Origin of the sequence: Lachnospira rogosae (ex Hitch et al. 2025) (assembly GCF_040096455.1) — a bacterium.
In the GTDB taxonomy this organism is placed as follows: Bacteria; Bacillota; Clostridia; order Lachnospirales; family Lachnospiraceae; genus Lachnospira; species Lachnospira rogosae.
Window position 1 is genome coordinate 349,591 of the sequence record NZ_JBBMER010000002.1, and the last position, 13,455, is coordinate 363,045.

The 13,455-nt window shown below is 36.2% G+C and carries 13 protein-coding genes; 5 read left to right on the forward strand and 8 right to left on the reverse strand.

All coding sequences use genetic code 11. The features are described from left to right. Positions 1 to 3: 3 nt before the first annotated feature. From mnmL to WMO14_RS03930, 3 genes are read left to right on the forward strand one after another with little or no spacing between them, the layout of a single operon-like run. The gene (gene mnmL, locus WMO14_RS03920) at positions 4 to 921 is read left to right on the forward strand and encodes a tRNA modification radical SAM protein MnmL/YtqA (protein WP_055174083.1); all 918 of its coding nucleotides are present in this window, start codon (positions 4 to 6) and stop codon (positions 919 to 921) included. Continuing rightward, positions 918 to 1,433 (forward strand): DUF4364 family protein, encoded by a 516-nt coding sequence (locus WMO14_RS03925; RefSeq protein WP_022502595.1) that lies wholly within the window; start codon positions 918 to 920, stop codon positions 1,431 to 1,433. Before mnmL ends, WMO14_RS03925 begins: the two co-directional genes overlap by 4 nt. A gap of 17 nt (positions 1,434 to 1,450) precedes the next feature. Then, the gene (locus WMO14_RS03930) at positions 1,451 to 2,863 is read left to right on the forward strand and encodes a CgeB family protein (protein ID WP_022502594.1); all 1,413 of its coding nucleotides are present in this window, start codon (positions 1,451 to 1,453) and stop codon (positions 2,861 to 2,863) included. Between the two features lie 206 nt (positions 2,864 to 3,069). On the opposite strand, the gene WMO14_RS03935 is transcribed toward WMO14_RS03930, so the two are convergent. The 3 genes from WMO14_RS03935 to WMO14_RS03945 form a co-directional block, all read right to left on the reverse strand. Then, positions 3,070 to 3,291, reverse strand: coding sequence for an alpha/beta-type small acid-soluble spore protein (locus WMO14_RS03935; protein ID WP_022502593.1), 222 nt, complete (start codon positions 3,289 to 3,291; stop codon positions 3,070 to 3,072). A 105-nt stretch (positions 3,292 to 3,396) separates the two neighbouring features. Further along, the gene (locus WMO14_RS03940; RefSeq protein ID WP_116443743.1) at positions 3,397 to 4,479 is read right to left on the reverse strand and encodes a D-alanyl-D-alanine carboxypeptidase family protein; all 1,083 of its coding nucleotides are present in this window, start codon (positions 4,477 to 4,479) and stop codon (positions 3,397 to 3,399) included. A 17-nt stretch (positions 4,480 to 4,496) separates the two neighbouring features. Beyond that, the gene (locus WMO14_RS03945; RefSeq protein ID WP_116443742.1) at positions 4,497 to 5,051 is read right to left on the reverse strand and encodes a DJ-1 family glyoxalase III; all 555 of its coding nucleotides are present in this window, start codon (positions 5,049 to 5,051) and stop codon (positions 4,497 to 4,499) included. A 285-nt stretch (positions 5,052 to 5,336) separates the two neighbouring features. Between WMO14_RS03945 and WMO14_RS03950 the strand changes: the two genes are divergently transcribed. After that, positions 5,337 to 6,236, forward strand: a complete 900-nt coding sequence (locus WMO14_RS03950) for a DegV family protein (RefSeq protein ID WP_055306178.1) — start codon at positions 5,337 to 5,339, stop codon at positions 6,234 to 6,236. An 815-nt stretch (positions 6,237 to 7,051) separates the two neighbouring features. On the opposite strand, the gene WMO14_RS03955 is transcribed toward WMO14_RS03950, so the two are convergent. The 5 genes from WMO14_RS03955 to WMO14_RS03975 form a co-directional block, all read right to left on the reverse strand. Then, a complete protein-coding gene (locus WMO14_RS03955; RefSeq protein WP_349153310.1) occupies positions 7,052 to 8,266 on the reverse strand; it encodes an LL-diaminopimelate aminotransferase in 1,215 nt (404 codons plus the stop codon). Between the two features lie 119 nt (positions 8,267 to 8,385). After that, positions 8,386 to 8,886: a hypothetical protein gene (locus tag WMO14_RS03960; protein WP_022502588.1), complete on the reverse strand. Its 501-nt coding sequence runs from the start codon at positions 8,884 to 8,886 to the stop codon at positions 8,386 to 8,388. 19 nt (positions 8,887 to 8,905) lie between these two features. Then, positions 8,906 to 9,241: a cupin domain-containing protein gene (locus WMO14_RS03965; RefSeq protein WP_055174080.1), complete on the reverse strand. Its 336-nt coding sequence runs from the start codon at positions 9,239 to 9,241 to the stop codon at positions 8,906 to 8,908. A 75-nt stretch (positions 9,242 to 9,316) separates the two neighbouring features. Continuing rightward, a complete protein-coding gene (locus WMO14_RS03970; protein ID WP_055174079.1) occupies positions 9,317 to 10,459 on the reverse strand; it encodes a glycoside hydrolase family 88/105 protein in 1,143 nt (380 codons plus the stop codon). Positions 10,460 to 10,623: 164 nt separating this feature from the next. Continuing rightward, positions 10,624 to 12,354 (reverse strand): hypothetical protein, encoded by a 1,731-nt coding sequence (locus WMO14_RS03975; protein WP_055174078.1) that lies wholly within the window; start codon positions 12,352 to 12,354, stop codon positions 10,624 to 10,626. Between the two features lie 208 nt (positions 12,355 to 12,562). On the opposite strand from WMO14_RS03975, the gene WMO14_RS03980 reads away from it, so the two are divergent. Next, positions 12,563 to 13,420 carry a patatin-like phospholipase family protein gene (locus tag WMO14_RS03980; protein ID WP_349153311.1) on the forward strand — a complete coding sequence of 286 codons (858 nt, stop codon included), beginning with the start codon at positions 12,563 to 12,565 and terminating at the stop codon, positions 13,418 to 13,420. Positions 13,421 to 13,455 lie beyond the last annotated feature (35 nt).

A 13,455-nucleotide genomic window follows, 5' to 3' on the forward strand; every position in this document is an offset into this window, starting at 1 on the left:
TATATGTTACCATATTACTATTCCCTTAACGAATTTCTTCAAAAAGAATATGGCCATAAGCTTTACAAATTAGCCCTGAACGGTGGAATGACTTGCCCTAACCGTGACGGGCTAATTGATACAAAAGGATGTATATTCTGTAGTGCCGGAGGTTCAGGCGACTTCGCAGGCGGCAGAAAATCCGATATGGATATTAACACACAGATAGATAATGCCAAAGCATTAATAAAGAACAAATATAATGGCGGTCATTTTATCGCCTATTTCCAGTCCTTTACTAATACTTATGCTGATATAGATTATCTGCGTAATCTTTATATGCCGGTTATCAGGCGTGATGACATAGACATTTTATCTATAGCTACAAGACCTGACTGCATAGATGATAAAGTTCTTGATTTATTAGCTGAGCTTTCCTTAATAAAACCTGTATGGGTTGAATTAGGCTTACAGACTACCAACGAGAACACTGCCCGTTATATAAGGCGTGGGTATCCTCTTAAGACATTTGATGAGTGTGTAAGCACTCTTCGTTCTATTGGAATACGTCCAATTGTCCATATGATAGCAGGGCTTCCCAATGAAAATATGACTGATATGTTAAATACTGCTGACTACATCGCACACTGTGGTGCATCAGGAATTAAGATACAGCTTTTACATATTTTACAAGGTACTGACCTTTGCCAGGATTATGATAAAGGTCTTTTTAATGTGCTTTCACTAGAAGAATATATGGATATTGCAGGACAGATAATAACTCATCTGCCACCTGATATGGTTGTCCATAGAATAACGGGCGATGGTCCCAAATCAATACTTAAAGCTCCTTTATGGAGTTCTAACAAGAAGCTTGTATTGAACTCACTCAATAAACACTTCAAAGATAATAATATTTATCAAGGACGGAACTATGTATGAATACCGATTCGACAACGCTTTATAAGCTGATGATTTTGTATATGTTAAGCAAGGTCAATTTTCCGCTTTCCAATGTACAGATATCAACTTTTATGCTCGATAATGAATATACTTCATATTTTACATTTCAGGAAACAATTAATTCATTAGTTGAAGATTCCTTTATCCAGCAAATGAATTACAGAAACAGTACACAGTACAAACTCACACAGGAAGGCGAAGATACTGTAGCGTTTTTCTATACTAAGATTTCACCTGCAATACGTGAAGATATTGATTCATATCTTGCAAGGAACAAATACGAACTAAAATCCGAGGTTGGAACTACTTCTGACTACTATCGTACTACCAATGGAACTTATATCGCACATCTTCTGGTTAAAGAAGGGGACAGCACACTTATTGAGCTTAACCTTGGAGTACCTTTAGAAGACCAGGCTAAAGATATGTGTGACAAATGGAAAGACTCAAGCCAGGATATATATGACTTTATAATGCACAGACTTTTATAATTATAATGAGGATTAATATGGATAATTGCAAATACAGACATATTCTATTCTTAAGTTATAAAGATATATGCTACAACTCAACATCATATTTTGAACAGCGTATATCAGAAGAACTCATCAATGCTGGTATTAAAGTTACACATCTTAATATTCCAAAGCCAGCCAAAGGTTTAAGTGGCACATTAGCTGATACAGCATATATGTTGCTTAAGCCTTATTTTAACGCAGATTTAGATGCCATAATTGATATTAATACGACTATTCCCTGTATTAAATATAACAATGGATACATTCTTAATAATTTTGATATTCCTGTATGGCATTACATTCTTGACCACCCACTCTACCACTATAAGGCTCTTAAAGTGCAGCTTAACAATTACAATGTAATATGCCTTGATACATTTCACGCAAAGCTAATCAGGGAAAGTTTCCCACATATCAGGGAAGTAAAGGTTATTCCGTTAAGTGCTGATGAATATTCCATCAGTAATATTTCTAAAAAATACTGTCAGGACAATATGGCTGATACTAATTCAGACAGCAGCTACAACACTTTATCATACCATAAATGTAGTAAACGTGCGGTAAAACTGCTATTTACAAGCACTTACACTGACCCTGTAAAGGTTGCACTTTTATATAACAAAAGTGGCTTAAATATTCAAAATAATAATATTAACGATAAAGATATCAACGATAATAGCACTAAAAATACACTAATTAAGGATATAGATAATGATTATCTGCTTAATGCACTTCTTAATAATCCTTCATTTACGCAGGAGAAAGCCGTCCAATATCTTAGAAGCCTTAATATATTAGACAATTCTTCTTCAACAATACAATATCTTCACAATAATTTCCTAATAGATGTATATCTGCAATGTATTATCCGTGAGGAGATTATAAGCACAATAATTAAAAACAGAATTCCAATAACTATATACGGACACGGCTGGGATGCTTTTGCCGATAAATGTGATATCTTAATTCCCGAGTACACTAAGTATCTTGATATACGAAAGGAAGTTACTTATAACAGGCTTCCAGCCATATATTCAAATGCACGTCTGTCTTTAAACCAGATGCCCTGGTTTAAAGGCGGTATGCACGACAGAATTCCACTTGCACTTATGAATGGCTGTCTTTCATTGACTGACGCAAGCACCTATTTAACTGATATTCTGAATATTGGTGAAAATGAAGGTGTATACACATACTCTCTTGAAAATATCGAAGCTGTGCCTGATATCATTATGGATATTCTAAATAACACAGCTGATGATAATTGTGTTCCTGAAATTATTAATTCATTATCCGATAAAGATTGTGTTCTGGAAAATATTAATTCATTGTCTGATAATGCAAGAGCTTACGCACATAAGCATTTTTCCTGGAAATGCTGGGTAGATAAATTTTTAGATTAATATTAATATATTTAAGAAAGCCGCCTTACAAGTAGTTCATTGATTAACTGAGCCAGCAATTGTTATTTATCATATAACAATTACTGTATTATCAAATTCCTGCCTGCAAGACGGCTTTTATTATTAAATTGGTTGATACTGTTTAGTTAAGCGTATCAGCAGTTTAAAAATGTCATTATTAGATTTATCTAATATATGGCTTTTACCTAGTTGCCACCCTGTGACATCTGTTCTTCCTGCTTTCTGATCATTTTCTTAACCATATTACCACCTACAGAACCAGCCTCAGCGGAAGTAAGGTCACCATTGTAGCCTTCCTTTAAGTTGACACCGATTTCTGATGCTACTTCCATCTTAAATCTGTCGAGTGCATCCTGTGCATTCTTCTTAGTCTTTGATGAAGTTGAACTTGAATTTGAACTAGCCATAATAAACCTCCGTCCTTATGTCCTTAGACATATTCTTTATTAGATAAGCTTCATTGCTTATCTTGGTATTATTATGTGCTTATACCGTCTGTTTATTATACCAATTTATGGAAGATATCTTTCATATATCTTAAAACCGTCAAATATTACATACCAGCGGTTGCCTGCCGCAGCCATAACTGTTACATATTCTTTTCCATCTTTTTCTGCAAAATTAACAAGACAGTTATGGGCTTCATCTGTATAGCCCGTCTTTCCTGCCTTAATGGTTACTCCCGGCACTTCATTACCGACCATTCTTGAGAACATTGTGCTTGTAAGATGTATTCCCTCAGGGTGCTGTGGTGTAGACGCAGTTGTATACTGGTATGTTCCAAGAACCTTTGCACACACCTCATTACTCATAGCATATTCCATAATCATTGCCATCTCTGCCGGCGTTGTATACTGATTAACATCGTGAAGTCCTGACGGATTGCAGAAATGTGTATTCTTCAATCCCATTTCTTCGCATTTCTCATTCATAAGCTTAACGAATTCTTCTTCTGAACCAGCAGTTATCTGTGCTATTCCGTATGCCGCATCTGCTCCTGAGGGAAGTGCAAGTCCATATAATAAATCATTGGCTGTCACTTCTTCATCAACACTAAAACCTGCAACTGATGCCTGCTGTATATACAGATTATTAAGCTCTTCAAAACCAAAACGGTACGTTTTATTCAAATCCTGTATATTCTCAACTGCTATTATAAGTGACATTACCTTTGTCATAGAGGCTGGATATATTCTTGTATCTGCCTGTTTGCCTGCAATAAGCTGGTTATTGGTAACATCAAGAAGTGCCACATAAGGTGACTGTATATCACCATCAAGCATTTCCTTATAGTCTGGTGACTTTGCAGCATACTTAAATACCGGTTCCTGCTGTATAACTGTTATATTATTATCTTCTATAACATTATCTGTAAGCACTGCCTGCTGTTGTGCATTACCATCATCTGCGTGCGAACTTATTGCTTTAACTGACTTGGTGACGACAACCGATATTACTAACAGTAATATAGCTGCAAATAAATTTCTCTTGATAAGTCTTATCTGTGCCTGTCTTTTTCTCTTCATTGCCATAGCCTTCTTCTTTCTTGCTCTATTGGCTCTGACAGCTTCATCATAATCTAAATACTCACTCATACTGCCCCCAGATACAATTAATCATTAATATACTGTGTACTGACAGCAAGTTCATCGGCTAATTCTTTACCCCTAATAAGAGTAACAAGTTCAAGTCCTAAATCAACAGAAGTTCCCATTCCTCTTGAAGTTGTTATATTACCATCTGTAACAACTCTCTCTGTCTTAGGTGCAACCTCAGCCCCTTCTAACATATCTTCAAAGCCCGGGAAAGCTGTTGCTCTCTTTCCTTTAAGGAAGCCTAACTTTCCAAGTACGCTTGGTGCGGCACATATTGCGGCAATTCTGCCACCAGCTTCATTATGCACCTTAAGCATATCAATAAGCTTGTCACAATCATAATATGTCTTGTGTCCCGGTCCTCCTGGGAGGAAGCATACATCTTCATCGTTACAGTTAATATCTTCAATAAGCTTATCAGCTTCAACTATAATATTCTGTGCACTTTTTACTGATTTATTACCAGTAATTGATACAGTGTCAACACCTATATTCGCTCTTCTTAATATATCTATAACTGCAAGTGCTTCTACAGTTTCAAATCCATCTGTTAAAAAAGCTAAAACTTTCATTTATTAATCTCCATTTCTACTAAATGTCTTAATCTACCGATATTTTATAAAATGTTATTTATTAGCGTATTGTTTTTATAAAATTTTAATTAAATCAATTTATTTTATAGTATATCACTTTTTGTTATTTCATACCATACTTTATAACACTTTAATTACAACTTTAATTCAATTATAACTGATTATTTTTTAGTCAAGCTGAAAACATTTTTATCATTATGTCTTGTGGTTTTGAATACTATGTGTTATCATATATAAATAAATATTTGAATGTTGGAGGCACATATGTTTAAACTTATAAGTGATACTTCATGTGACTGGATTAAGGAGTACGCAGAAGAACATAATGTTACATTAGTTCCGTTATATACTACATTTGACGGACAGACTTATTATAAAGAGCAATTTGAAATCAGCTATGATGAATTCTATAGAAAAATGACAGATGAGAACGCATTTCCTAAATCTTCTCTTCCTTCTATTCAAGATTATGTTGATGCATTTATGCCATCAGTTGAGGCTGGTGTACCTATTATATGCTGTTGTATAACAACATATTTCTCTGGTTCATACAACTCAGCCTGCACTGCAAGGGATATGATTATTGAAGATTATCCGGATGCTAAGATTACCGTTATCAATTCCTTACAGAATTCAGCTTCTATGTCTTTATTCGTATATGAAGCTATGTGTATGAGAGATGCTGGATATTCTTATGAAGATACAGTTAAGAAGCTTGAAGCTATGCGTCCTTTTGGAAGAATTATATTCACAACAGAATCTCTTGATTACTTAACTAAAGGTGGACGTCTTGTAAAGACAGCTACTATGATTACAAGCAAGTTAAATCTTCGCCCTATTATTATTATGAAGGGTGGGGAAATAGGCGTTGGCGGTTTCTTTAGAACAAGAAAGAAAGCTAAAGCAAAGGTTATCGAATTATTATGCAAGCATTTTCAGGAGTCAGGACTTAATATCAATGATTATGATATAACAGTTGGATATTGTACTAACCCTGAAGAAGCAAGTGAATACAGAAAAGAAGTTGAGGAAGCTATAAGCACTAAGCTTCTAGAGTCAGGAGTTGAATTCAAGACACGTATCGGTGTTGTTACTTCGTGCCATACAGGTCCTACTGCACTTGGGGTTGCACTTATGCCTAAGTTTGATAGATTTGAGGCTTAATTAGGAGGGCTTCAAATATAAATAATGTGTCATTTGATGATTGATTTCTACCTTTATTGGGTGGCGGACGGACGTAAAATGGTGGGTGAATACACGCTGTGATGAGCGGACGAACGGGTGACACAGCTACGGTATTGTATGAAGACAATTGGATATTCTAAGCCTTTCTTATTTAGGTGGTGAGGACGGACGCATACGCTCCTATTCGCCATCGTGGCTCAGTAGTCGCTTGGCAGGACACCGTGTCCTGCCATTGCTGGTTTATGGGGAAGAAAGGCTAAGAATATCTCAGTTGTCTTTATAAATCATCCTCTTTAGCTGTGTCACCCGCCCGCCTCGCTCATCGCATTGCGTATTCGCTCACCATTTTGCTGGTTGTATCATTATGTACGCTGACTTATCATCGGAACAGCATAACTCTTACATATAGTTCTGGCTTTCCTCTAAATTATGAAGCTCTATACAACTACGGCTGTACAGCTGTTGCATTTTATCGCAATACAGGCAGGGGAGGGGCTTGCTGATGGCGGGGTGTGGTGCTGTGTTTTATAAGACAATTGGCGAATATTCCAAGCTATTCTTACAATAAACAGCAATGGCAGGACACGATGTCCTGCCAAGCGACTACTGAGCCACGATGGCGAATAGGAGCGTATGCGTCCGTCCTCACCACCTGCATTAAGAATAGCTTAAGAATATCCAATTGTCTTATTACACAGCACCGCACCCCGCCATCAGCAAGCCCGCTCCCCTGCCGTCCGTAATAAAATATAACCCAAACCTATACCACCACAGTTGTATAAGCTTCACAAAAATTATAACGCCTTAATTCTCTCAAGTGCCTTAACAGTATTCTCATAAGATCCAAATGCTGTAAGTCTGAAGTATCCTTCACCGCTTGGTCCAAATCCTGAACCTGGTGTACCTACTACATTAGCTTTCTCTAAAAGATAATCAAAGAATTCCCAAGATGTCATCTTATCCGGAGTCTTTAACCAGATATATGGTGCATTAACACCACCTGATACTGTATAACCCGCTGACTTTAAGCCTTCAAGAATAGTCTTTGCATTATTCATATAATATGCAATCTGTTCTCCTGTCTGTTTCTGTCCTTCTTCTGTATATACAGCCTCTCCTGCTCTCTGGATAATGTATGGAGCACCGTTAAACTTAGTGCCATGTCTTCTTGCCCAGAGGCTGTGAAGCATAACATCTCCACTCTTTAAATCCTTAGGAATAACTGTGAAACCAAGTCTTGTACCTGTAAATCCTGCATTCTTAGAGAATGAACGAAGTTCTATGGCACAAGTTCTTGCTCCTTCACATTCATATATTGTATGTGGTACATTTTCTTCTGAAATATATGATTCGTAAGCTGCATCATATATAATAACTGCACCTACCTTGTTAGCATAGTCAACCCATCTTTGAAGTTCATCTTTAGTTATTGTTGAACCTGTTGGGTTATTAGGAAAACAAAGATATATAATATCAGGTGTTTCCTTGGGAAGTTCTGGTGCAAAGTTAGTCTCTGCTGTACAAGGCATATAGATAACATTGCTCCACTTCTGCTGTTCTGGAATATAATCACCTGTTCTGCCAGCCATAGCATTAGTATCTACATATACCGGATATACAGGGTCACATACTGCAATCTTATTATCAACCGAGAAGATGTCTCCGATATTACCTGAATCAGACTTAGCTCCATCACTTACGAATATTTCATCAGCAGATATATCTGCACCTCTCTTCTTATAGTCGTGCTCTACAATAGCATTTCTTAAGAACTCATAACCAAGATCTGGGGCATATCCGTGGAATGTCTCTGCCTTACCCATCTCATCAACTGCATTATGTAATGAATCAATAACTACTGGTGCAAGTGGAAGTGTAACATCTCCGATACCAAGGCGGATAATCTCCTTGTCTGGGTTAGCTGCACTGTAAGCACTTACCTTCTTGGCAATTGTTGAAAACAGATAACTTCCTGGAAGCTTTAAATAATTCTCATTAATCTTAAACATTCTTCTCTCTCCTTATCCTATACATAAATCATTTGCAAGTATTATACACTACTATTATTCTAACAACAATATAAAGGATAATAAACCTAATAATAATAACCGTTACTATACATTTACCGCTATGTCCCAAGATAAAATCTTAATAATCTTTCATATTCTTCATTAATTGCAAGCACAATGTTATTATCTCCGTGTGTGTTATCAGGATGATATATTTTCAACAAATCTTTGTAACGTTTCTTAACAGAGTCAGTATCATTAACACCTTTAAAGAATATCTTGACATTTTCTGCATCAGCCATAGTTCTTCGTGCTTCGCGATACACCTTATCCCTGTACATAAGCTTTTCTCTGTTAAACCTCTCCTTGTCAATTGCAAGCTGTCTTGTCTCTTTTTCAAGTATAGTCCACTTCTGATCAAATAAAGACTGCTGGCTCTCAAGCTGTTTCTTCATAAGCTGGTTCTTTCTCTGCTGGCTTCTTAACATACCCTTCTGTATATCAATAAGCTGTCTGTCCTCTTCAAGAGACTGGCTTAATTCATTCAATCTTATATTCTCTTTGAACAGAAATTTCTTCTGTTGTTGTTCACTAAGAGTTTCAAACTTTTTCTCATCCATAAACAACCCTCTCTAATAATTACTTTGCACTATGAAACCAGAACACCTTAACAGGCTGACATCCCTCTTTGGTTCTTATCGTATGGGCCACTCCTGCGAGTGCAACAAATGAATCACCCGCCTTAATCGGAAATACCAGATCATCAAGCTTGGCATACCCCTCTCCTTCTAACACATAAAAGCCTTCCTGGTCATTATGCACGCCTGGTTTATCTGAAAATTCATTAGAAGCATATATTGTTGTTCCTGAAGCACACCCATTAGTACAGCCATTCTCTGCTGTAAGGAATCTGTGTGTTCTGCTGTCCGCTCCCTGTGTACTGATAACTTCTTCCATAGTTACATATGGCTTCATAATCTAATCCTCCTATTAAACAAAATGGAGTCAATGCCTGAACACCGACCCCACTTGACTTTATATAATTAATTATTATCTGTTCTTATATGCAAGCATCTCTGTATAAGCAAGAAGAAATGGTCCAACACCCTTAGCATCATCTTCAACGATTGGCTCTGACATATAATAATCATATGTACCTGGTCTGTTACCCTTGCCACCAAGTCCTGCTACAAGACAGATGCCACCAAGTGACATCTCACCATCTTTAATGTTAAGATATTTATCACATATTCCATTAATAGCTTTTTCTGCATATTCTCTATAGTTTTCTGGAAGATATCCTAATCTTACACCCTTAAGAATTGCATATGCCATAATCGAGCTTCCACTTGTCTCAAGATAGTTCTTCTCCATACCACCATAATTAACTACCTGATACCACATTCCGCTTTCATCCTGATACTTAAGCATTGAATCCATAAGTTCAACAAATGCGTCCTCAAGCATCTTACATTCTGCATCATACTTGTGGTCTGAATTATCAACCTTATCAAGAGTGTCAAGTAATGCCATAGCATACCATCCGCTTGCTCTCAGCCAGCAATGCTGTGAAAGTCCTGTAACCTTGTCACACCAGAATGCTTCCCTGCTGACATCAATAGCATGATAATATAATCCATTAAGAGGATTCTTCATATTCTCAATAACATACTTGAACTGTGCAAATATATCTGGATAATTCTTTCTATTATTAAACTTAGTCTCATATTCAAGGTAAAATGGCTGTCCCATATACATACCATCAAGCCATACCTGATTAGGATATATATCCTTATGCCAGAAAGATCTTGCTTCATTGTTACATCTAGGCATAATCTCAATCTGTGAATATACTAAATCAATTGCCTTTCTATACTTTTCTTTACCTGTAAGGTCATAAAGTTCAAATAAAGTCTTACCAGCATTGACATTATCAATATTCTTCTCTCCAATGTTGTATCCATCTATTGTTCCATCTTCGTGAACTCTGTAATCGATAAAATTATCTGCGAACTTAAGATACTTCTCATCCTTAGTCACATCATACATCTGAAGCACAGCCTTAATCATAACTCCATCAATATAATTCCAGTTAGACTTAAGACCCTGTCTTATCTTTTCAATATTCCACATAGGTGCTTCTGGTGTGCTCTTTTCGAGCAATTCATCAATATACTTTACAATAATATCCATCACGTTTCTCCTTAACATTCTCAATTTGTTATAATTGTATCAAATTCCGTCCAATTTTACAACATTTTTTGTCATAAAATACAATTTGTTTATAGATTTATTATACCTAAACTCTCTTGTCGTATTCTGTCAGAAAAGGTAACTGATTAATATTTTCTAAAGAATTAATAGCAGATAACAGCATTATCAGGAACAACAGCTTTATATGATACTCCCATACCATCGGTATTTCTGATAATTGAAGTAACTGTATTGACATTGCCAGCTTTGATATATTCAAGCTTAATATTCATTCCTGCCTCATATCTTATAATGTCAATATTGTCCGCAGCATTAACATCATATATATCATTGTGTCCGTCAAGCATAATATACATATGTGTGTTGCCATCAGCTACAACAGGCATAATCTTTGATATAACACCTGTTACACTTTCTGTGTTAGTAATCTCCTGCGTAGATTTATCAACAATTCCATTATCCTTAAGAAGCTGGATATAATTAGATTCACATTGAAGAACAGAATCACCAATTGCCACATTCTGGTACTTCTCTATGTTAAGCATTGCATAACATTTTACAAGCCCTGCATCATCTTTTAATGCCATAAAATATGTCGGCTGTCCACTTACATTAATTAAAAGTGGAAATGTCGCTTTATATCCAAGATTCTGCACCCGTCCTTTGGCTGAATCCATAGCCGAATATTCCTCAGCTCCCGAAACCTCATAATAACGTGTCTCCATTGTACGCTGGTTCATAAGCACAAATCCTACATTGGAATTATCCTGTCCAACTGATGTGATTCCTGTATATACCCACACATCGTCCTCAAGTGCTATATAATTATAACCATCCGTTGTCTTAAGGCAGTCCCTCTGGCTTAAAATACTGTTAATAAATCCATGCTTAAGACTTCCGTTATAATCATACAAATCAATAAGAAGCTCTGCTGAATACACTTTATCAACCCACGTTGGAACATCTTCCACCTTATAATCTGTCATTTCGCCTGTAACTGCATTACAAAGCACAACCCTGCCTACTGTCTGTCCGCCAAACAGTCCTATATTAAACTTCTTAACAGGGCATACCCAGTAAGGCGTTCCCTCATCATCAATCTCGAAGTTAATACTATCAAAAATATATGTTGGATATGCAAATCTTAAATGCCTGTATATATATCTTGAAAAATGATCCGACTCCGAATACTTAATCCCCTCTGAAAGCCTTACACATTCAGCCTCCTGTGTTGTCATATCAATTCTTATATATGCTGGAATACCCTTCTTATAGTTAGCAAACCATTTAATAAGATTGCCATATTCAAGTGGTGTAACCCTGACTGGCTTTTCTTTATAATTAATCTGGGAATACATATCCGCAACTTCATACTGGGAAACCATATCAACCATAGTTCCCATTACTCTTGTTCCTATTATTGAAGCTGACTCCTTATCAAGCAGTGGAATCTGGTCATACGAAACTTCCCTGATATCATCTGTAAAGCTTCTGTTCTCCACTGTTAAGAGATTCCGGTACTTTGCCGCATTAATTATTGGCGAAGATAATACATTGCCAACTACATATACAACAACAAATGCAATCGTAACATTAAGAAGCACCTTAAATATAATACTACCTGCCTTAGTCTTAAATTCAAAATGAGGGACTTTTATTGTATTATTATTAATGTCTTTATATCTGGTGCTTCCCTCCTTATGATTCATTATCCACTGGGCAATTGTAATTATTATCATAACAAATATAATAAATCCCCAAAATCCCTGTGAATGTATATTAATTGCCGGTAGCTTGATATAGTAATACACTGCTGCAACAACAATAACAACAAACGCCATAATAAGCTTCAATCCATTACTGACTTTCTTCATATACTCTTACCTTTCCTCTTAATTCAATATGCTATGTTAAAATTGTATTAAACTGCAAAGCATTTAACCAATCCATATAAAATCATAGACATATATGCTTATTTTTATAATCTTAATATTAATCTTAACATATATTTTATTGACAATCCATAATTTTAGTATAAAAATGATAATTGGAAAATATATGCTATAAAGGATGGTAACTAAAGTGAAAACAGGAATTGTATTTGAGGGCGGCGCATTCAGAACCATATTTTCTTGTGGTGTTATGGACGCTCTTGTTGAAAATGATATTATGCCAGATTATATGATTGGTGTATCTGCCGGTGCGGCATACGGCGTATCAATGGCTTCAAAACAGCCCCGCCGTAATCTTGATGTACTTATGAAATACCGCAATGACAAAAGATATCTCGGTCTTAGTAATATGATTGATAAAGATAACAAGTCTATCTATGGATTGGAATTCTCCTATGAAACAATCCCTAATGAACTTAATCTGTTTGATTATGATGCTTTTAAGCAGTATAAGGGCGATTTCTACTGTGTAGTTACTAATCTTCTTACCGGTCAGCCTGAATATATGAAATACACCGGTGATGACAGGACTAACACCGTGCTTAAAGCTACCTGTGCACTGCCTATGCTGTTTCCGCCAATTATTATTAACGATGTTCCTTATATGGACGGCGGCTTATCAGACTCAATACCTTATCTTAAAGCCATTGAGGACGGTTGTGACAGAATAATTGTCGTTCTTACAAGACAGTCAGGCTACACTAAGACAATTTCACGCTCTACTAAGGCTATTGCATATTCTTATAGAAACCAGTACCCTAAGCTTACAGAAACTATGCTTACAAGAGCCAGCCGCTACAATGAAAGCCTAAAAGGTCTTGACCAATATGTTAAAGAGGGACGTATCATAACTATACAACCTACAACAAGCAAGGGCTTTTCTCGTCTTGAAAAGGATAAGAACAAAATCCTTTCTATGTACAATGACGGCTACAACCAGTGCTATGAACTGCTGGATACCATCAAAGAATTCTATGGAATTAAATAATTCCACATAATCCGCTTATTATTAATGTATACACT